Source organism: Lactivibrio alcoholicus (genome assembly GCF_055390895.1).
On record NZ_AP042471.1, the window covers coordinates 317,835 to 337,415 of the forward strand.

Below are 19,581 nucleotides of genomic sequence, written 5' to 3' on the forward strand. Positions count from 1 at the left end.
CGCCCTTGGGCGCATCAACGAAAAGCCCCCTGGGAGGCGGGTCCGGCGAATGGACCTCCCAGGGGGCGTTCACCCGGATCATCCGGGCGTCTTTTCCAGGGGTGAGGGTCTCGCCGGACCGTCACCCCTCTTTGGCGAAATTTCGATGAGAGGGGCTGGACGGCCCGGCGCGTTGATGGCGAAGGACAGGAAAATGCGGAGATTTCAGGCGGATGCCCGAGCTATAGAGGGGAAACTTTTTTTGACTTTTTTCCGGAGGCCCAGCGAAATTTCGCTGACTCGGAGGAGAGGCTATTCGTCGGGGGAGATAAGGAAGCGTGCCTGCCAACCCTTTCCGTCATCCGTCAGTCGGAAGGGATCGCCTTCGATGCGGAAGAAGTCGCGCAGGTTGGCGGCGAGGAGTTCGCGGCGTTTCTGGTTGCGTCTATGGGCCTTGTTGCTGCTCCAGTCCAATACTCCACGTTCATCAGCGAATACCTTGAGCAGCTCCCATTGAACGGTGGGATCGCCGTTCTTCTTGTTGGCCATGCCCATCTGCGTGTAATTGAACACGCCTCCGGCCGTTTTCGCTTTGACCGAGACGGTATGCCCGTCCTTGAAGCGGATCGATACGTCTCTCCAGGTTGCATCCGGTGGTGTGGGGAAGAAGACCATGGAGTCTCCTTCCTTCGGCGATGGAAGATTGGAACTGCGGAATTGGGCCAGGACTTCATCGAGTGGACGAAGAAGCCGAAGTTGTCGCTTGTCACCGATGGCAACGCTTTCCGACAGGGACACGAAGCCAGACCGCTTGTCGGTCAGCCGCTTCTCCGCCTTCGCGGAGCAGAGTTCCCGTGTGGGAGACAAGAGAATGAACGGCGTGCTATTCCTCCCCAGGAGACCATCCACTGCCTCGCTGAAATCGTCGGGTTCGATCTGGATGGTCAGGTAGACCGGGAAACGGTATCCGGCATATGGAGAGTAAACGCCGATGCGCGTCGTTCCGGGAAGGTCGGTTCCCGCGTCGGTTTCTGCGATCAGGTCGAAGACCTTGGCGAGCGCCGTGTCGAGAGCCGGACGATCCAGCTCATAGACCACGATGTCGGATCGCTGCAGGACAAAGGTCTCGCATCCACGTTCGCACCTGCAGACGGCGACAATGTCCTCCGGACCGTGCACGACCACTTCGTGCTCACAGCCGCAGCCGCGTTGAACCATGCAGGGATGTGAAGACGCCAGTTTGCCGTTCGGACGAAGGAAGGCCTTCGCCGCCCCATAGTCGTTCCCGAACCGGGCTTCCCACTCGGCATCCACCGCGGCCGCGCCGGGGACGGTTTCAAGCGCCTGCCAGAATCCGGTCGGTCTATTCCTCATCGTCTTCCTGCTCGGCAAGGATGAACCCGCGCTTGGTGAGCCAGTCTTCGACCACGGCGGCGTCGCTGTCCCTGGTGTACTGGGCGATGTTCGATGGGCGGATGGTCACGGTCCGGGCCGTCTTGGAGTCGGTGAATTTCACCTGAAAGCTCGCCCGGATGATCCGTGCCTTCTGGGGCATGGCGCGGCCGCGGCCGGCATAGGCGGCGAACACGTCGTTAGCCTTACGTATCTCGATCTCCTTTTCGGAGCCACCCCAGAAGAACTGAATCTCCTTGAGCCGCACCCATTCCATGCCGTCCACGTCGGTGCAGACGATGGATGTGTCTCCGCCGTTTCGAAGCGGATCGAGAGTGTACTTGCCGGTCTCAGGGAAGAAATCCTCCTTGCTGAACACATGGCGGCCGAACTGCCGGCGGAAGAGGTCCTTTTCCCCTTTTCCACAAGCGTGCATTCGAATCTCGCCGATGGTCGGTTCGTAAACCAGCACGTCGTATTTCTCTGGACGGTAGAAGACGCTCGAAGCCTGACCGCCGTCGAGGCTGCCCTCGCGCCGCAACGGATCACCGTGACGCACCAGAAACCACACGGAATCCTTCTTGGGGTAAACGAAGACCTTCGATCCCCTGCCGCGCTTCTTCTTCTCGAACCAATCGTCGAGGTCCTTTTCCAGAGCCACGAGCGCTTTCGCTGTCGGCGGTTTGAACTTGGGGATCGGATGTGTATCGGTCTGAAAATACTCGAAGGACCGGGGCTTCAAGAGGTACTGCTCGGCGTGCTTGCGCTCAAGAAGGTCCTTGTCCTGCAGGTAGACCTGAACGGCCACGTCGGCCGCGGTGGGGTCCGGGTTCCCGTCGAGAGAGATGCCATTGTTCTCCGCCTCTTGGAGAAGGACGTCCATAGCTTCGGGCGTGGCCATCTCATGCACAAAGTAGAGTGCGTCGAGCAGGCCCTTCGGCGTGTCCGTATCCGGGTTCATAAGAACATTGACGAGTTGGTCGTAATCGATGCCGTCGGAGGCGGACGGCGGTGGCAACGTCAATCCTCGGCCGTCAAAGTAGGGCTTGTGAGGGTTCAGCAGAGCCAATAGATGCTCACGCGCGATGGCCTTGAGGCCGTCGGCATGGGCAAAACGCCTGAGATTGTACGTTGCCATTCGTTATTTCCTCCTTGCTTCTTATTGCCAGGCCGTCCCCGGCGTTTGAGTGTTCGAGCTGGGCCGCCTGACGGCGACGACCTTGCCGAGGATGCGGAGCCCGTCGTCGGGTCCCACCGGGATCGGTCGATGGTTCGGGTTCTCCGGCCTTAATTCGATTCTCTCGTCACGGATGAAAAGCCGTTTCACCGTGGCCTCGTCCTCCAACAACGCGACAACAATGTCGCCGTTCTCCGCCACGGGCTGTTGTCGTACCACCACCAAGTCACGCTCCCGGATTCCGGCGTCCACCATGCTGTCTCCGGTCACTTCCAGGGCGAAGCACCGGCCTGCCCGGGCGATCCCGCCTTCGACCAGCACCTCTCCGACGATGTTCTCCTCGGCCAAGATGGGCTGGCCGGCCGCCACCCGGCCGACGATGGGGACGGCCACAAGATCGGGGATGTCGTCCTCGGGTTCGCGGACAATCGCAATTCCACGAGCCTTCCGGGGTTCGCGCTTCAGATAGCCCTTGCGGACAAGCTGGCTCACCTGGCCGTGGGCGCTGGCGTGCGATATGCCGAGGATGTCCGCGAGTTCCTTCATGGTCGGGGGGAACCCCCGCCGGTTCGTGAAGAGGCGGATCTCCTTCAATGTACGGCGTTGCGGCTCGGTTATTTCATGAACGGGGCGTCTGCCTCGCGGTCTTTGACTCATATGTATCCTCAACCCTCTGCTAATGGCATGTTCAATGGGCGTGCCGGTGGTGGGTATCAGGGAAATGGTTATGAATATGCTCCAATGGCGCGTGATAGTGCCGATGATTATGATTGGTTACAGGCTGGCTCCCCTCGCCGTGCTCATGCTGGTGATGACAATCGTGGGCGTGCTCATGCTCATGCTCCTTCGCTTCGTGCACATGCTCGTGTTCGTGTCGTTCGGTCAAATGCAGCCAGATACCCAATGCCATGAGTGTTCCAGCGATGATCAAACGTGCGTCGACCGCTTCACCCAGAAGCGGGATTGCCAATGCCATTCCAAAAAACGGAGCGATAGAGAAATAGGCACCTGTCCTGGCTGTTCCAACATGGCGCAGTGCAACCACGAAAAGAATCAGGCTAATGCCATAGGAAAAACAGCCGACAAGTAGCATTCCCGCCATGCTGGGCAACGGCGGCCAGTCCGCACCCAGTACGAGGGCGATACATATGTTCACTCCACCTGCCGCAAGGCCTTTAACGGAAGCGATCCACGTTGCATCGATATGCGATACCTTGCACGTCAGATTGTTGTCGATGCTCCATGACAGGCAAGCTCCCACAACCGCCAGGGCCGGTAAGACCGCGGAGAAATGAGCGTCTTCCGGCCAACTTATTACAGCGGCGCCCGAGACAATGGCGATCATCCCTATTGCAATGCGACGGTCGAAATTCTCTCTGAATACAAACCATGCCAGAAGCGCCGTGAACACTCCTTCTGTATTAAGTAGTAGCGATGCGCCGGAGGCTGGCATCCCCGAAAGTCCGAACATCAATAACACCGGCCCGACCACACCCCCGGCAAGAATCGCACCTGCAAACCACCGCCATTCCTCATGTTCCAGTTTGCCGGCATGCATACGGCGAACCATACGATAGAGAGTGATGCCTAAACCTGATCCAAGATAGAGGATGCCGGCCAACAGCCACGGATTGCCGCCATGTAGCAACAATTTCGCAAGCGGGGTGCCACCACCGAAGAGTAGCGCCGCTCCTAATGCGGCAGGCACCCCGGGTTTGAATCCTGTGAATTTCATTGCTCCTTATCTCTTTCTTACCTGCTTATCTCTACGGTGGGATCAGGCTCCACAAACTTGCTGCTATCCGCGGATGGCTTTCAAAATGACCGCCAGAACGGCTCGTTCACTGGATGTATCCCGCGAAATGGTGGGCGATCCACGGCCACGTTACGTGCTGATATTATACGACCTGATAGGCGTCAGGTCAATAGAAAAATGTACATGAATCAGGAGGTTTGGGGAATTGCCGGCGGGAATGAGAAGAGAGATCGGCGATCGAACGGGGGGATAGATAGGCTGCCAGTTGCCTTGGGCAGGATCGTCAGCTCATCCGCTCGGCGGTCAGCTTTGCCCACATCTTTCGTTGACGCGACCAGTGGGGAACTGCAGCAATGGGACGGACCTCTTTCTCCCGAAGCCGGTCACGCCCTTTGACCGTCCGGGGCAGGAAGAGAATCGCCTCCTGGATGTCAGGAGCCAGGTTGAGCAGGTTCATGATCTGGGTGATGCGTGCGCGCGTCACATAGCCGAGCCTGGCCAAATCGGCATAGTCCCGCACTTCGCCGCGCCGGACCAGACCGTCGAAGCGGATTGCCAATGCCATCAGCTTAGAGATGCGGGGCAGATTCCCCGGCTCGATGGTTCGGTCTACCTCGTGTGGATGGTTGTCGCTTTTCCTGCGGTTCTTGGGTTTGAAACTGAAGGAGATCTCCAGCCGGCTCAGTCCCGTTCCGTCGGATGCGGTATTTTTCATGCGGACACCTCCCGACTGCGGATGTCGGCCTCGCTGCACAGCGCCTTGACTCCCGCTGAGCGGAAGGTCACGGTCACTCTACCGTCCCGCCCGTCATAACCGACGCGCTCGACGAGGAGTCGGACGATCCGTGATTGTTCTCGGGGGGACAGTGACTCCCAAACCGGGGCGAAGACCGCCAGCGCCCGGGCCATTTCCCCTTCGTCAACGGTTTCTCTCTGGATGGCGATGACCTCTTCGCGTATGGTGGTCATCCGCTGTTCTATGGTTCGAATCCGATCCTGAAGGTCGGCGAGCTGGTCCATGGCCGCCCCTCCGTTCGAGGCGGCGGTGAAGGACTCGCTCACCAGCTTCTGGACTCTGGTGTGCAGCCGTTTGAGTTCACGTTCGTGGCCGCGTTGTTCGGTTTCCAGTTCCACCATGCGCTTGCCGCTCTCTTCCCGAACCTTTGCAGCCGTCGCTGCGATGATTTCCTCATTCCTGCCTATGCCTCGGATGTGTTCGACCACCGCGGTCTCGATCTCGTGCGCGTTGAGCGACTTGGTCGGACAGGACGCCCAGCCTCGTTGTTGCGCGTTCAGGCAGACGTAGTAGCGATACCGTTTGCCGTTGTCCTTGGCCGTATACGTATGCACCATCCCCGTGCCGCAGGGAGCGCAGTAGAGCAGTCCCTTCAACAGCGCTCCGTATTTGTTGCGCACCTCTTTTCCTCCGGTGCTGCCGTTCCGTCGGAGAGCATCCTGCACCCGCTGCCAAAGATCGACGTCGACAATTCCGTCGTGTTCGCCGTTGTATATGGTTCCCTTGTAATCGACCTTGCCGGTGTAAATCACGTTGGTCAGAAGCCGGAAGAGGCTGTTCTTGGTGAAAGGCTTTCCGCCGCGATCCTGACCCTTCTTGGTCGTCCACTGCTTGTTTTTCCAGCCGCGTCGTTCGATTTCCTGAACGACAGGGATCAAGGCTTTGTGCTCCAGGTAGAGCTGGTACATCCCCCGGACCTGTACGGCTTCGTCCTCGTTGACGATCAACCTGCCGCCTTTCGGGTCGACGTCATACCCGAGAACCGGCATCCCGCCGACCCACTTGCCCTTGCGCCGGGCGGCGGACATCTTGTCGCGGGTGCGCTCCGAGATGATCTCCCGCTCGAACTGGGCAAAAGATAAAAGGATGTTCAACGTGAGACGCCCCATGGAACTGGTCGTGTTGAACTGCTGGGTGACCGAGACGAAGCTCACGGAGTGCTTGTCGAAGAGCTCCATCATGCGGGCGAAGTCCAGAAGGGACCGGCTCAGACGGTCCACCTTGTAGACCACCACGCAGTCGATGCCGCCCGACTCGATGCCGGCGAAGAGCCGCTTGAGGGCGGGCCGATCCATGTTGCCGCCGGTGAAGCCGCCGTCGTCGAACCGATCCGGGATGCACACCCATCCCTCGTGTCTTTGGCTCGCAATATAGGCTTCCGCGGATTCCCTCTGTGCGTCGAGGCTGTTGAACTCCTGCTCCAGCCCCTCGTCTGTGGACTTGCGGGTGTAGATGGCGCAGCGGATCGTCCCGTTGGTTCTTGATGTCGACTCCAGGGCTTCTCCCCGGCCGTGGTTATTGTTTCTGCTCATTCGTTCCTCCTCTCGGGTTTGCGGCTCCCGCCCTTGGTCGCGGCATCGGCGATACCGAAGAAGAGGAACCCGTTCCATTTGCTCCCGGTGACCTCCTTGGCGACGGCTGAGAGGGACTTGTACCGTCGGCCGTCGAACTCGAAGCCGTTGTCGAGTACCTTGACCACAATGTCGCGACCTTGGAACTCGCGGGCGAGCAGAGTCCCGGGCAGCGGCAGCCTCGGGTCGTGCGACGGGGATATGCGGCTGGTCGCCGTTCTCGCCTTGACCTCGGCGGAACCCGAGGCGACCGGATCACGCGGAGACCGCGTTCTCAGGTCGGCGTCATTGGCCAGTTCCTCAGCTCTGCGCCGGGCCCGCTCCGAAAGGTCACCCTCCGCCAGAGCCTGAATGCGCCAGGCGATTCGCTTGCGAAGAAACTCCTTGTGGTAGGAGCGGGTCTCTTCTCCGAAGACCTCGAGGTACTTGTCCCGGAGTTCTCCGACGGTCATCCGGGAGAGCCCCTGGACCTCTTGATACGTTGTTGCTTCCATCCGAAACCTCCTTGGTTCATGGGCTTCGCCCTGCGGGCGGCCCGTCCGCGCCGCAATCTCAGGGCGTTAACTCGTGAATGAATGAAGGCTTCAGTGGCCCGGAATATCAAGGCGTTTCTCCGTAAACGCATCAGATTCTTCAACTTGCGCTACATGCTCTGCCCCACTGCCGGAATCAGGGGCGATTCGGCGTCCGTTTCGATGGCGCATGTAACCCCGGGCCAGGATCGCGGCGATCTCCGATATCACCTCGTCGAGAGAGATTGGGACGTGTTCGTTGGCCGGCATCCGGTCCTCCTTTTGCGGGAGGCCGAGGAAGGGTTCCGTGATGGATGCCGCGGGACTGGATAGGCCGGTCATCGAGAAGGCCGTTGGAGCCCGTTCGACACCGCCCGAGGGCGATGTCGCCGGCACCCACAACGGTCTCCGATCTCACGGCTGTTCCCGCTGTCTGGTAATCCGCTTGCGCCGGACCACTTGATCCGGCTTTCGGCAGATACCTACCGGAGGGGAGTTCGAAATGTCGAAACGGGTGTCCGGATGCAGCCGGGCCGTTAAACAAGGCGATTCGAAAAACGGAGAACGGGAGAATTCGGAAAAGACATTTTCGATGAGCGCCCGCAGCCCCCAGGGTTGCACCCGGCCCCCGGACTGAGGGCTTCGAACTGGAGAAACAGGGTAAATGTGCGGGCGGGCGTAAGTCGGCGTGGGCACGCCGGAAACGACGAGACCCCGAGGGGATCACCCCACGGGGTCTTGCGTTAAACAAGAACCGCTGAAATCAGCGGATTGAATTTTGGCTCCTCGGCGAGGACTCGAACCTCGAACCTAGTGGTTAACAGCCACCCGCTCTGCCGATTGAGCTACCGAGGAATATGTGTTCTGCATCTGCTGTCATTGAAAAAGTGGAGGCGGCACCCAGATTCGAACTGGGGATGAAGGATTTGCAGTCCTCTGCCTTACCACTTGGCTATGCCGCCGCGATGTTAAAATGGAGCGGAAGACGGGATTTGAACCCGCGACCCCAACCTTGGCAAGGTTGTGCTCTACCCCTGAGCTACTTCCGCACATTTCAGTTATCAAAGTGGTGGCGGGACCCAGAGTTGAACTGGGGACACGCGGATTTTCAGTCCGCTGCTCTACCAACTGAGCTATCCCGCCTCTTGAAACTCAAAGAGGTAAATGGCGGGGCCGACGAGACTCGAACTCGCGACCTTCGGCGTGACAGGCCGACGCTCTAACCGACTGAGCTACGACCCCGCATCGGGACTCCAAATTTGGTGGGCGAAACAGGGTTCGAACCTGTGACCCCCTGCGTGTAAGGCAGGTGTTCTACCGCTGAACTATCCGCCCGCCTCGCGTTCGATCAACGCGAGGGTTAGTATATCCGGGCATTCCGGTTGTGTCAACACCTTGACCGGGAAGAAAGTTCAGCCCCGAATTCTCCAACTATTCAACCGGCACGGATCTGCGGAAACCGGTGAAACGCTCCGTCGCCCTCATTCCACGGGGACTTCCGGTACGATGTCCTTCAGGAAGGCGCGAAGATCCTCCTCGGACGCGAAACGCATCCTCCAGCCCTTCTCTCCCCTTCGGAAGAATGCCAGAATCCGTCCGTTCATGGGCCGGATCGACACTCCAACGATCTCGGACCAGGAAGTCACGTCTCTGCGGACACGTCCCCAGAGGATCGTTTCGCGTACGATGCCTTCGCGATCGAGGTAAAGACGCTTGTCGTATCCGAAAATATACATACATACCGCTCCGACGAGAAAGTACGGAAACGCGAGATACGCTCCACGCCCCGAAGGGGCGACGAAGCCGCGAGCTCCTTCGGCGATCAGAAAGACGCCCAGAAAAACCGAGACGAATTTCATCCACTTCGGAAACGGCGCGGCGCTCTGCGCGGGGAGTCGACCCGTCTGCGGCGTCATCTTTCGGGCTTCCGCTCCTTCCAGAAAACGCCGATTCCCATATATGTCATCGCAATCGCGACGAGCGGGTTCAGCCAGTTCAGAAACGCGTAGGGAAGATACTCGAGCGTCGCGACGCCCAGAACGCCGCTGTTGTAGGCTCCGCAGGTGTTCCATGGAACGAGGACTGACGTCAGGGTTCCAGCGTCTTCGAGGGAACGCGAGAGCATCCGGGGAGCGAGTTTTCTTCCTCCAAGTTCGAACGTCTCGAAGCCCGATTTGAACATGCGTCCGGGAATGACGATCGCGAGATACTGGTCTCCGAGGAAGAGATTCGCGAAGACGCAGGAAGCGATGACGGAAGTTATGAGACCGCCGACCGTTCTGACGGACTGCATCAGCCGCTCGAGGATGACTTCGAGGTATCCGCACGTCTCCATGACGCCTCCGAGCATGAGTGCAAGCAGGATCAGCGAGATCGTTCCGAGCATGGAGGACATTCCCCCGCGATTGAGCAGGTCTTTTAGAAGAGATGCCACGTTCTTATACAAATCGACGTCGATCGCTCCCGAGACCTGAAGCGCCGTTCCCTTGAGGGCTTCGGTAAGCGCAGACAGGTCGGCAGCTTCCGAAACATTCGTGATCAGAGACGTGCTGTACCCGGAGTGCATCGCGTTGAGCACGCTCGCGAGGTCGAGCCCGTGCATGAGCGCGAATACGGAGCCGAGAAGCATCCCGCTCACGATTCCTGGAATCGCCGGGATCTTCATCATCGCAAGTACGAGAACGAGAAGAGGCGGGATGAACCCCAGCGCAGAAACGGGAAACTCCGCGGCCATCATCTTCTGGATCAGCGTGATTTTCGTCGCGTCGAGCGCGCCCGATCCATACTTCGCTCCCATGAACCACGCGAGAATCATCACGATGCAGAGGGTCGGCAGGGTCGTCCAGAGCATCGCCCTGATGTGGTCGAACAGTTCGGAGCCCGACACGGCAGGCGCAAGGTTCGTGGTGTCGGAAAGGGGAGACATCTTGTCGCCGAAGTAGGCTCCGGAGAGAATGAACCCCGCCGTCACCGGAGCCGGGATGCCGAGCCCCGCCCCGATTCCCATCAGCGCTATCCCGACCGTGCCGCTCGTGCTCCACGAGCTTCCCGTCGAGAGAGAGACCACCGCACAGATAAGAAGGGATGCAAGCAGGAAGTATTGCGGCGACAGGAGATTGAGACCATAGTAGATGAGCGACGGGACGACGCCGCTCTGAATCCAGGATCCCACGAGGCCCCCGATCGCGAGAAGAATGATGATGGCCTGCATCGCGACCGTTATCGCCGAAACGATTCCCTCTTCGAGGCGTTTCCACGGAGTACGGAGTAGCACCATCCCGGATACCGCCGAGAACGTTGTCGCGAGAAAGAGCGGAATATGCGCGCTCAGCCCGAGACCGAACGTCCAACCGCTTCCCGTCTTGATGCTCAGAACGCCGTAACTGATGATCAACGCATCGACAATCAGGACTACCAGTGCTTCAGTGATGGTCGGTTTCCTCCAGGATCGTTCCGTTCCCATGCCACTATCCCCTCCGGTATGAAAAAGCGATCATCGCCGCGATCGCAGCGAGCAACACGGGCCCATTATAGGACACTTCTCCGGACATTCGAGCACCTGCGGAAAAATTAAAAAAACGGAGCGCCTGAACTTCCGCGCTCCGGAGTGTTGCTTCATCTCGTGTATCCGCCGCTATTTCGTTGTCGTCCTGAGAACTTCGGTCGATACGACGGGTTTGAGTCGTTCCCTGAGTTGCTCCAGATCCTTCGAGAGGTAGTTTCGTCCGAGGGCCTCTCTGATCGAGTCTCGGCACTCCACGAATTCCAGCGGACGGCGTTCCCTGCGTTCGAGGATCTGAAAGACGTGATACCCGTATTCCGAGCGTACCGGCTTCGATACGGCGCCTTCGGCGAGCGAAAAAAGAACGTCGTCGACATTCTGCGGCATCGAGTGACGCCTGATCCATCCGAGATCGCCGCCGCTCCGCGAACTGACCGGATCGATGCTTTTCCCTTCCGCAAGCATGTCGAACGATGCTCCTCCCATGAGATCGATGCACGCATTCCGCGCCTCTTCTTCGGTCCTGAAGAGAAGCTGGCGCACGTGCACTTCATCGTCCTGAAAGAACAGCTCCCGGTGCGAGTCGTAGAATGCCCTGAGAGCGCCGTCGCTCATATCCCAGCGCTCCGACGCCCATCCGACGTACGCCTGCGCAAGAAGGTTGATCTCGTTCCAGCGGATCTGCGCCGCCACCCTCCGTTCCAGATGAAGCCCCTGAAGTTGGGCGGCTTTTGCCAGGAGCATGGATTCAACGATATTATCCAGAAAGAGTTTTGTATCCGCCTCGTTCATCTGATCCAGGATCACCGAGGCGATTCCCTCGTTTCCGCCTGCCTGCTGCGCGAGCAGGTAGCGCACCTCCTCCACCGATACGGTCTCATCCCCGCAACGGATGACCGGAGCCCGCTCTTCGGAAAAGAGCGGGCGTTCCGGGAACAGGATCGCACAAACCGCGAACAGGAGAAGAAATCTTCCGGCGCGCACGGTGCTAACTCCTTTTTTCTTGCATGTTCCCGGAAGGGGTTCCCGGGTACGGCAACGGAATATACTGGACGGACGGACGGCCCTCGCCCGACTGCGGGTAGAGACTCATAATATCGCAGATACTGTCTCCGACATCCGTTTTCACAGGGAGTCCCAGAATCGCGGCTTCTTCGGCCGTTATCGGGTAGTCGTGGGTCCATCGTCCTTCGGTCAGCGCAATCGCTGTTCTTTTCGCCTCTTCTCCTCCCATTCGTTCGCGAAGGAGCGACTCCACGAACGTCTGCGTCTGCGCGATCGCCTTTTCGCTCACATCGGCGAGAATGAGCGTCGAATCGTCCACCTCGGAAACCGGCTTCCGCTCGACAGCCTTCAGGATGGACGCGGCCGGATACTGGCCTATCTGCGGATCGACGGGTCCGAGCACCGCGTAGCGATCCATAAGGATCTCGTCGGCAGCGAGCGCGATCATCGTTCCGCCGGACATCGCGTAGTGCGGCACCACGACCGTGACTTTCGCGGGATGTTGTTTGAGCGCGTACGCGATCTGCTCGGCGGCGAGCAGGAGCCCCCCCGGAGTGTGGACGATCAGATCGATCGGCGTACTCTCCGCAGTCAGGCGGATCGCGCGGAGAATCTGTTCCGAATCCTCTATGTTGATGTAGTTCCGGGAGAAGAGCCCCCAGAAGCCGACGCTCTCCTGCCGGTGTATCAGCGTGATGATTCTCGTCCCCCGGTGCTTTTCGCACGCACGCAACATCGAGTAGCGTTTCCACCTGAGAAGTTGCTGGCGCAACTGCGGGATAACGAAAAAGAAGATCAGAAGCAGGAACCACACGCCGGAACCGTCCATATCATTCCCTCCCCGAAGGCACCCTGGTTTGCACGCGTATCACTTGCCCGCGGACATCGAAAACGTCAGGCCTTCCTTCCCTCCGTCCACGGAGACCGTGACTCCGGGCGACGCCGTCCCGTCCAGAAGCATGTCCGCGATCCTGTCTTCGACGAGGCGCTGAATGGTCCTCCGCAGCGGCCGCGCTCCGAAACGCGGCTTGTACCCCTCATGGAGCAGGAATTCACGCGCACTTTCCGACACGACGATCGACATCTTCTGTTCCCTGATCCTTGAGGCGACCTCACCGACCATGATATCGACGATCCGGAGCATGGAGTCCTTCCCGAGCGGCCGGAACACGATGGTTTCGTCGATCCTGTTGAGGAACTCGGGCCTGAACGTATGGTTCACTTCGTCCATTATCGTGTTCTTCATCTTGTCCCAATCGTAGGGGTCGGATGCGTCCCCCGATGAGAACCCGAGGGAAGATCCTTTCGCGAAATCGCGGGCACCGACATTGCTCGTCATAATAATGACCGCGTTCCGGAAATCCACTGTGTGTCCCTGCCCGTCGGCCAGCCGCCCGTCTTCCATGATCTGCAGAAGGACATTGAAGACGTCGGGATGCGCTTTTTCGATCTCGTCGAAGAGCACCACGGAATACGGCTTCCTGCGGATCGCCTCGGTGAGTTTCCCGCCCTCTTCGTACCCCACGTACCCGGGAGGCGCCCCGATGAGTTTGGAAACCTCGTGACGCTCCATGAACTCGCTCATATCGAGCCGAATCATCGCGTGATCGCTTCCGAAAAGAAAGACTGCCAGGGACCGCGCCAGCTCCGTCTTTCCGACACCGGTCGGACCGAGGAACAGGAAGCTCCCGATCGGGCGTCCGGGATCCTTGAGACCGCTTCTCGCCCGACGTACCGCGCGGGCAACGGAATGAACCGCTTCATTCTGCCCGATGAGTCGTTTTTCGATTTCTTCCTCCATGCGCAGCAGTCGCTTCGACTCTTCCTCCGAGATCTGCGAAACGGGAATTCCGGTCCATTCGGAAACGATCGTGGCAATATCCTCTTCCGTCACAACCGGGCGTTCTTCGTTTCTCTTCGAATGCCACGTCCTCCTGCATTCCTCGAGCTCGTCCGAAAGCCTGCGTTCCTCGTCGCGGAGATGCGCCGCCTTCTCGAACTCCTGGGAATCGACTGCGGCCTCCTTTTCGCGCCGGATCTCCTCGAGACGCCTCTCGAGCCCCTTCAGATCCTCCGGGGCTTCCATCGTGTGAAGACGCGCGCGCGCGCCCGCCTCGTCGATCAGGTCGATCCCCTTGTCCGGAAGAAATCGCTCCGTGATGTACCGGGACGACAGGCGGGCGGCAGACTCGATCGCGTTATCGGAGATGACCGCACGATGGTGCGATTCGTAGCGGTCGCGCAATCCACGCAGGATACTGATCGAATCCGCCACAGACGGCTCATCGACCATAACCGGCTGGAAACGCCGTTCAAGAGCGGCGTCCTTTTCGATGTGTTTCCGATATTCCTCGACCGTCGTCGCGCCGATGACCTGGAACTCGCCCCTCGACAGGCTCGGCTTGAGGATGTTCGCCGCGTCGACGGCCCCCTCCGCGCCTCCGGCGCCGACGATCGTATGGATCTCGTCGATGAACAGGATGACATCCCTGCACTCCCGCAGTTCCTTGACGACCTTGCGCATCCGCTCCTCGAATTCGCCCCGGTATTTCGTCCCCGCAACGAGATTTCCCATATTGAGCTGAAAGACGCGCTTGTCGCGGAGAATCTCAGGAATCGAGCCCGACGCGATCCGCTGGGCGAGCCCCTCGACGATCGCCGTTTTGCCGACGCCCGGGTCGCCGATCAGAACGGGGTTGTTTTTCGTCCTCCGACAGAGGATCTGGACGACCCGCTGAATCTCCTTCTCTCGCCCGATGACGGGATCGAGTTCGTCCTGATGCGCCTTCTCGGTGATATCCACACCGAGCTGGTCAAGCGTCGGCGTCTTCGTCTTCGCTTTTTTCCGGGACTGTTCCCCGGAACCGTCGACATCCCGTTCGGCCGGACTGTCTCCTCCCGAGAGGATCCGACCGATTTCGCGCTGCACCGACGCGTAATCGACACCCGTCGATGTGAGCGTCTGAGCTGCGATTCCCTCTGCTTCGGACAGAATCCCGAGAAGGATGTGTTCCGTTCCGACGTAGTTGACCCCCATCCCCCGGGCCTCGCGAATAGACAGGTCGAGAACCCGCTTTGCCCTCGGGCTCAGCGGAAGGTCCACGGGCTTCAGGATGGGGTTGTTCCGTCCCGTGGTCTCTTCGATGCGCTTCCAGAGCGCCTTCGTATCCACTCCAAGCGTCTCGAGCACCTGACAGGCGACGCCCTCCCCCTCGGCGATGATCCCGAGGAGAATATGTTCCGTTCCGATGACGTCGTGCCCCAGCCTGAGCGCTTCCCTGTGCGCCAGTTGCACGACTTTCCTTCCCCGTTCAGTGAAAAACTGCCACATTCTCGTTCCCTTCCCTTGTCATGAATCACTTCGCGGAAAAAATCACGCGAGCGCCAGGCTCCGGAGCATGCGCTTGAGCAGTTCCGCCTGCAGTGCGTTCCTCTTGTAGGGCGAAACGTCGAACTCCGATGTTCCGACATCGTCCACATAGCGGAGCGCGACTTCGATGAGCAGGCGTTCCTTGGCATCGATCATCCCGCGCTCCTGAAGCGAAGCCAGCAGCCGCTTGGCATCCTGTTCCGTCAAAGAATCGCCGACGATGTCCTCGATGTGGACGATCCGGTCTTCGGGCATGTCGTAGCATATCTTGACGATCCTGATGAATCCATGTCCGCCGCGCTGGCTCTCGACGATATATCCCCGTTCCGGCGTGAAACGGCTCCGGAGAACATAGTTGATCTGGCTCGGCACGCAGCCGAAAATCTCCGCAAGTTCCTTGCGGCGAAGAGAAACCGCACTCTCGTCTTCATCGGCGAACAGGTTGTTGATGTAGTTTTCGATGACTCTGGTGAGGCTCGGCATTCTTCAACCCCCTACGTTCCATGGTGCTGCCATTGTAGAGCATTGGTCAGATATAGTCAATCCAACGGTTTCTTCTTGCTTCCGATCCGGGGTTCCGCACCGGCTATGAGGCGTTTCAGATTCGCCCTGTGCCGTACGAGGACCATCAGGGCCAGACAGACTGTCGCGGCGATCGGTGCCGGTCCGGAACGCAACAGGACGAATGCGGCCGTCACTCCCCAGATGGAAACGAGCGACGCGAGGGAAACGTACCTCCAGATTCCGAGAAGCAGGAACCATATCGCACCTCCGGCGAGAACCGCATAGCAGGAAACCGGCGGATCGAGAAAGAAGAGCATTCCGTAAGTCGTCGCGACCCCCTTCCCTCCGTGGAAACCAAGCCATACGGGGAAGTTGTGCCCGAGCACGGCGGCTGTCCCGACCGCGGCAAGCAGCCACGGTGCGTCTCCTCCCCCCTGCGCCAGCTGCCGGACGATCAGGACCGCAATGCCCCCCTTGAGCATGTCGACGATCGTGACGAACACAGCCCAGAAGCGACCGAGACATCGTCCTACGTTCGTCGCTCCGATGTTGCCGGATCCGATGGTTCTGACGTCGATCCCTTTCAGCAGCCGGACAACCAGGTATCCTGTGGGAAATGATCCGAACAGGTATCCGATCACGACCCACATCATGCGTTCCACCCGAACGATCCCTCCTTCGGTACCGACATCCGTTCGTGCCGGGACACGCGCCGGTCCCCATGCCGGAAGCGACGCGGGAAGCGCGAAAAAAAGGGAGAGCCGCGGCTCCCCCTGTCGTTTCCAGACGAACTCACCCTATCGGAAGGGGCGCGAGGTACGGTTATTGCCCCTTGATCCGGTCCGATCCTCTCTTGACGTTGAGCGCGACGAGATCCTTGTTCTGGAGCGTATCCCACCGGAGATTCAGCACGAGCAGGAAGAGCGCCGAATATCCGTCCACCTTCCACGAGGGAAGTTCCTTTTCGAACGCCTTGCATATGGTCTCCAGCTGACGCAGCCCCTTCTCCTCCTGTGCGAGGTCCGAGAGGAAGGACTCGAACGCCTCGATCGTCGTGATCTCAGCAGCCCTGAGGACGTCGAAGAGGTCGTTCCTGCTCTCCGCCAGATGTTCCGGCGACGCGGGGAACACCTGGAATCCCGCGAGGACGGCGTTGCGCGACCAGAGGTCGAGAACGTCGGGGTGCGCGTCGAAAAACGCCGCAAGATCACCGGCCGTCATGTTCCGGACCGCGGCCGCCTCGACCGTCTCCACGGGAGCGGCGACCGGAATGGAATCGGTTTTCGCCGCACCGCGGATTTCGAGGAACGCCTCATCGGCTTCCTCGAGAAGCGCGCTGATCCGCGAGAGCTTCCTGCGAATGCGGTTTCTCGACGCCGTATCCATGGGGACTGCGAATTGCGGAGAGACGACCGCCCATGCCTCCTGGATCACCGTGCGGACCTGAACGGTGAGCTTCAGGCCGCGGTATTTCTCCCATTCCCGGAGACCGCTGCGCGTTGAATCGAGGCTCACGACGTACGATATAGCGGGATATCCGAATCTATCGGGATCTTCGAGTTTCGAAGACGGCGTCGAACGGGCGAGGTCTACGAGAAACTCCTTCTGGAGGATCTGCTCGACCCGTATGGCATCCTCGGGAAAAAGCAGGAGGATCCGAACTGTCGCGAGAGCGGGGATCTCGTCCAGCGATGCCGGCGCATCGCCCGGGGACATGGAGAGATAGCGCGTCAGCTCGCCGGGAGTTTTCGTCCGCCCCTCAACGGTATGAAAAAGAATACCTTCCGACTGAACGAGATCCTCGACGAGATTTCTGATTCTCTGCGTGAACTCATCGTAAAGAGAGAATCGCTGGAAATATGACCGTACCCATTCCTCCGCGCGTATTCCTTCCATTCCCTGATCACCGCCTATGCACGAATAGAGATCCCCCGGCATTATCGCGGCCACCGGACAACACCGGTGACCAGTATACCTGATTCACAAGTTCTTGAAAAGGGAAACGGGATTTCAACTCCCGGAAAGATACCGTACGACCATTCTGCTTCTCGCGTCGCCCGGGAAAAACCGTCTCGCGTTGCGTAAAACCTCGTCCGCGCTTTCATGCGAACCGGCGGACCGCAACGCATGGGCGAGAAACAGCGAATACAGCCCTTCCTCCTCGGGAAGAAGCGAGTTCAGAACTCCGCCCCTCCCGGATCCGGCCGCGGCTCTTCCGCGGTTCCGGATGATTTCGAGGTAGAGCTTCTGTCCGTCCGGGTTTATGGACACAGCCTGCTGCAATGAGGATACCGCAAGGAGGTACGGAAAAACGACGGGAGACGGCCTGAACGGAACGGAATCCGGCAGCGGAAGGCGGCGCGGCGCGTATTCTCCGAGCGGGAAGGGAAAGTGACGGAAAGTTGGCCTCTCGGCATTCGCCGCCGTCGTTCCCGGGACGGCGAAGAACCGTTCCAGAGGATCCCCCGCCGGTGGCGTCCGACGTGTCGGCGCCGGCACATCCGTGAAGGCACCCCCCATCCCGCCGCTTCCCTCTGTGGAGCCTCTGCCGGAACGACGCTGCGACGATCCCCGGCGGGATGGACTCCGGGTCGGCGCGTGAGTCGGCTTCGTTTCTTTCCGGTTTTCGCGGATGTCCGCATCGGGACTCGCGGGACGATCGCCGACGACCTCGAGTCTGAGCGTTTCCATCAGCCCGGAACGCGCTTCCTGGTGTTCCGGCGATTTCATGAGAACCTTTTCATACAGCTCCCTCGCGCGGGAGAATCTGCCGACCTTTCTCAGAAGCCCCGCCAGCGCAAGCTGTGCGATCTCGTTTTCCGGATCGAGCTTCAGCGCCTCCTCGAAATGCGACTCGGCCTCCTCGTAACGGGCCAGCATCTGGGATACCCTTCCGCGCTCGACGGTCTCAAGGGCCCGTTCCCTGGCCTTTTGCGCCTCATGGATCCTTCTCTGCTCCTCGAGAGCCATCCTGGCCTTTCCGAGCGCGGCATTGCATTCCGTGGCGTCCGCACCCGCCCCGAGCGCCCGTTCCAGTACGGGCACCGCCTGAGCGGCATCGTCCCGGTCGAGATACGAGAGTCCGAGACCAAGAAGTGCCTGCGCGTTCTCCGGATCCGCCTGGAGAACGTCCTGAAACGAGCGTATGGCCTTCTCGGGAGAGGCGAGCGCTCTGAAGAGCGTTCCCAGGTGAAGATGGATCTCCGGGTTCGACGGTGCGACCTGGAGACATCGGAAATAGGCGTCCACCGCCTCTCCCTGTCGACCGAGCCTTTCGAGCGATTTCGCGATATTCAGCAGCACGGGCAGGGAATCGGGAGATTTTTTCTCCGCCTTTCGGAAGATCTGCAGCGCTTCGTCGGGCTTCCCGGAGTCCAGAAGCACCACTCCCCTGCTGTTCAGTTCGTCGGCAGTCATCCTCGTTCCCCACCAGTATCCCGCACCGGCGACCGCACAGAAAAGCAGGAGCGCGACAAAGATTCGGCGCGTTCGCCTCGCGCGGGTCTCGTCAATCGCATCCTGGTCGGTCAGAAACTGCTGCTCGACATCGGAAACGACATCCACCGGCGGAACGTACCTGCGCACCGGCTCTTCCCGCGGCGTTTCCCGAACGGAAGGAGAGACGTCGATCTCAGGGGATGGGATGCTCTCTGTCTCGTCTTCGTCCTGTTCCTCGCGAAGGATCTCGTCCGCGTCGACGGACGGGAAGAGAGCGTCGGTACGGGAAACGGTCGTTTCGGGTTCCGAAGGCGACGGGACAGGCGGTTCTTCCGGTTCGCCGGAGACATCCCCGGACATCGCGGTTTCTGCGGGAAGCGATTTCTGCGGCGATCCGGGAACCGGAAGAAAGCTCTCCTTCGGCACGATGGGAAGGCCGAGAGGGACACCGGTGACCGTATGCGAACTCCCGGCCGGTTCCTCAAGCGTCTTTCCCCGAAGCCATTCTTCAAAGGAGCGTTGCATCGCACGTAATCTCCATCAAAACAAGCCTCTCGGCGGTTCGTATTTTGTTTCGTC

The 19,581-nt window shown here is 59.7% G+C and carries 17 protein-coding genes and 6 tRNA genes; all 23 read right to left on the minus strand.

Annotated features, from left to right (window positions below):
• Positions 1 to 291 precede the first annotated feature (291 nt).
• Positions 292 to 1,371 (minus strand): hypothetical protein, encoded by a 1,080-nt coding sequence (locus ACZ5IU_RS01570; protein WP_464419843.1) that lies wholly within the window; start codon positions 1,369 to 1,371, stop codon positions 292 to 294.
• Entirely contained in the window at positions 1,343 to 2,509 is a 1,167-nt protein-coding gene (locus ACZ5IU_RS01575) for a hypothetical protein (protein WP_464419845.1), read from the minus strand. Before ACZ5IU_RS01575 ends, ACZ5IU_RS01570 begins: the two co-directional genes overlap by 29 nt.
• Before the next feature lie 21 nt (positions 2,510 to 2,530).
• Complete coding sequence (gene lexA, locus ACZ5IU_RS01580; protein ID WP_464419847.1) at positions 2,531 to 3,205, minus strand: transcriptional repressor LexA; 675 nt, start codon at positions 3,203 to 3,205, stop codon at positions 2,531 to 2,533.
• Positions 3,206 to 3,236: 31 nt separating this feature from the next.
• Complete coding sequence (locus ACZ5IU_RS01585; RefSeq protein ID WP_464419849.1) at positions 3,237 to 4,283, minus strand: DMT family transporter; 1,047 nt, start codon at positions 4,281 to 4,283, stop codon at positions 3,237 to 3,239.
• 304 nt (positions 4,284 to 4,587) lie between these two features.
• On the minus strand, positions 4,588 to 5,019 hold the full coding sequence (locus tag ACZ5IU_RS01590) for a hypothetical protein (protein ID WP_464419851.1): 432 nt from the start codon (positions 5,017 to 5,019) through the stop codon (positions 4,588 to 4,590).
• Positions 5,016 to 6,632 (minus strand): recombinase family protein, encoded by a 1,617-nt coding sequence (locus tag ACZ5IU_RS01595; RefSeq protein WP_464419853.1) that lies wholly within the window; start codon positions 6,630 to 6,632, stop codon positions 5,016 to 5,018. The genes ACZ5IU_RS01590 and ACZ5IU_RS01595 overlap by 4 nt, the downstream gene beginning before the upstream one ends.
• Positions 6,629 to 7,165, minus strand: a complete 537-nt coding sequence (locus tag ACZ5IU_RS01600) for a DUF2924 domain-containing protein (RefSeq protein ID WP_464419855.1) — start codon at positions 7,163 to 7,165, stop codon at positions 6,629 to 6,631. The genes ACZ5IU_RS01595 and ACZ5IU_RS01600 overlap by 4 nt, the downstream gene beginning before the upstream one ends.
• A 90-nt stretch (positions 7,166 to 7,255) precedes the next feature.
• Complete coding sequence (locus ACZ5IU_RS01605) at positions 7,256 to 7,453, minus strand: hypothetical protein (protein ID WP_464419857.1); 198 nt, start codon at positions 7,451 to 7,453, stop codon at positions 7,256 to 7,258.
• 509 nt (positions 7,454 to 7,962) lie between these two features.
• Positions 7,963 to 8,038 (minus strand) — tRNA-Asn (locus ACZ5IU_RS01610).
• 33 nt (positions 8,039 to 8,071) lie between these two features.
• A tRNA-Cys gene (locus tag ACZ5IU_RS01615) sits at positions 8,072 to 8,145 on the minus strand.
• A 12-nt stretch (positions 8,146 to 8,157) separates the two neighbouring features.
• A tRNA-Gly gene (locus ACZ5IU_RS01620) sits at positions 8,158 to 8,232 on the minus strand.
• A gap of 18 nt (positions 8,233 to 8,250) precedes the next feature.
• Positions 8,251 to 8,326, minus strand: a tRNA-Phe gene (locus tag ACZ5IU_RS01625).
• Positions 8,327 to 8,348: 22 nt separating this feature from the next.
• Positions 8,349 to 8,425 (minus strand) — tRNA-Asp (locus ACZ5IU_RS01630).
• 18 nt (positions 8,426 to 8,443) lie between these two features.
• Positions 8,444 to 8,518: transfer RNA gene (locus ACZ5IU_RS01635), tRNA-Val, on the minus strand.
• A gap of 146 nt (positions 8,519 to 8,664) precedes the next feature.
• Entirely contained in the window at positions 8,665 to 9,099 is a 435-nt protein-coding gene (locus tag ACZ5IU_RS01640; RefSeq protein ID WP_464419859.1) for a hypothetical protein, read from the minus strand.
• On the minus strand, positions 9,096 to 10,646 hold the full coding sequence (gene nhaC / locus ACZ5IU_RS01645) for a Na+/H+ antiporter NhaC (protein WP_464419861.1): 1,551 nt from the start codon (positions 10,644 to 10,646) through the stop codon (positions 9,096 to 9,098). The genes ACZ5IU_RS01640 and nhaC overlap by 4 nt, the downstream gene beginning before the upstream one ends.
• A gap of 171 nt (positions 10,647 to 10,817) precedes the next feature.
• Positions 10,818 to 11,669, minus strand: a complete 852-nt coding sequence (locus ACZ5IU_RS01650) for a peptidylprolyl isomerase (RefSeq protein WP_464419863.1) — start codon at positions 11,667 to 11,669, stop codon at positions 10,818 to 10,820.
• Positions 11,670 to 11,673: 4 nt separating this feature from the next.
• Positions 11,674 to 12,519 (minus strand): SDH family Clp fold serine proteinase, encoded by an 846-nt coding sequence (locus ACZ5IU_RS01655; protein WP_464419865.1) that lies wholly within the window; start codon positions 12,517 to 12,519, stop codon positions 11,674 to 11,676.
• Between the two features lie 39 nt (positions 12,520 to 12,558).
• A complete protein-coding gene (locus ACZ5IU_RS01660; protein WP_464419867.1) occupies positions 12,559 to 15,021 on the minus strand; it encodes an ATP-dependent Clp protease ATP-binding subunit in 2,463 nt (820 codons plus the stop codon).
• Positions 15,022 to 15,063: 42 nt separating this feature from the next.
• Complete coding sequence (locus ACZ5IU_RS01665) at positions 15,064 to 15,543, minus strand: CtsR family transcriptional regulator (RefSeq protein ID WP_464419869.1); 480 nt, start codon at positions 15,541 to 15,543, stop codon at positions 15,064 to 15,066.
• A gap of 56 nt (positions 15,544 to 15,599) precedes the next feature.
• Positions 15,600 to 16,217, minus strand: coding sequence for a glycerol-3-phosphate 1-O-acyltransferase PlsY (gene plsY, locus ACZ5IU_RS01670; RefSeq protein ID WP_464421783.1), 618 nt, complete (start codon positions 16,215 to 16,217; stop codon positions 15,600 to 15,602).
• Between the two features lie 169 nt (positions 16,218 to 16,386).
• A complete protein-coding gene (locus ACZ5IU_RS01675) occupies positions 16,387 to 17,460 on the minus strand; it encodes a hypothetical protein (protein WP_464419871.1) in 1,074 nt (357 codons plus the stop codon).
• 114 nt (positions 17,461 to 17,574) lie between these two features.
• On the minus strand, positions 17,575 to 19,527 hold the full coding sequence (locus ACZ5IU_RS01680) for a tetratricopeptide repeat protein (RefSeq protein ID WP_464419873.1): 1,953 nt from the start codon (positions 19,525 to 19,527) through the stop codon (positions 17,575 to 17,577).
• Between the last annotated feature and the right edge of the window lie 54 nt (positions 19,528 to 19,581).

Excerpts from the sequence above, each read along its gene's own strand:
- ACZ5IU_RS01575 (WP_464419845.1), bottom strand. The coding sequence starts at position 2,509 with ATGGCAACGTACAATCTCAGGCGTTTTGCCCATGCCGACGGCCTCAAG.
- lexA (WP_464419847.1), bottom strand. The coding sequence starts at position 3,205 with ATGAGTCAAAGACCGCGAGGCAGACGCCCCGTTCATGAAATAACCGAG.
- ACZ5IU_RS01585 (WP_464419849.1), bottom strand. The coding sequence starts at position 4,283 with ATGAAATTCACAGGATTCAAACCCGGGGTGCCTGCCGCATTAGGAGCG.
- ACZ5IU_RS01590 (WP_464419851.1), bottom strand. The coding sequence starts at position 5,019 with ATGAAAAATACCGCATCCGACGGAACGGGACTGAGCCGGCTGGAGATC.
- ACZ5IU_RS01595 (WP_464419853.1), bottom strand. The coding sequence starts at position 6,632 with ATGAGCAGAAACAATAACCACGGCCGGGGAGAAGCCCTGGAGTCGACA.
- ACZ5IU_RS01600 (WP_464419855.1), bottom strand. The coding sequence starts at position 7,165 with ATGGAAGCAACAACGTATCAAGAGGTCCAGGGGCTCTCCCGGATGACC.
- ACZ5IU_RS01605 (WP_464419857.1), bottom strand. The coding sequence starts at position 7,453 with ATGCCGGCCAACGAACACGTCCCAATCTCTCTCGACGAGGTGATATCG.
- ACZ5IU_RS01640 (WP_464419859.1), bottom strand. The coding sequence starts at position 9,099 with ATGACGCCGCAGACGGGTCGACTCCCCGCGCAGAGCGCCGCGCCGTTT.
- nhaC (WP_464419861.1), bottom strand. The coding sequence starts at position 10,646 with ATGGGAACGGAACGATCCTGGAGGAAACCGACCATCACTGAAGCACTG.
- ACZ5IU_RS01655 (WP_464419865.1), bottom strand. The coding sequence starts at position 12,519 with ATGGACGGTTCCGGCGTGTGGTTCCTGCTTCTGATCTTCTTTTTCGTT.
- ACZ5IU_RS01660 (WP_464419867.1), bottom strand. The coding sequence starts at position 15,021 with ATGTGGCAGTTTTTCACTGAACGGGGAAGGAAAGTCGTGCAACTGGCG.
- ACZ5IU_RS01665 (WP_464419869.1), bottom strand. The coding sequence starts at position 15,543 with ATGCCGAGCCTCACCAGAGTCATCGAAAACTACATCAACAACCTGTTC.
- plsY (WP_464421783.1), bottom strand. The coding sequence starts at position 16,217 with ATGATGTGGGTCGTGATCGGATACCTGTTCGGATCATTTCCCACAGGA.
- ACZ5IU_RS01675 (WP_464419871.1), bottom strand. The coding sequence starts at position 17,460 with ATGGAAGGAATACGCGCGGAGGAATGGGTACGGTCATATTTCCAGCGA.
- ACZ5IU_RS01680 (WP_464419873.1), bottom strand. The coding sequence starts at position 19,527 with ATGCAACGCTCCTTTGAAGAATGGCTTCGGGGAAAGACGCTTGAGGAA.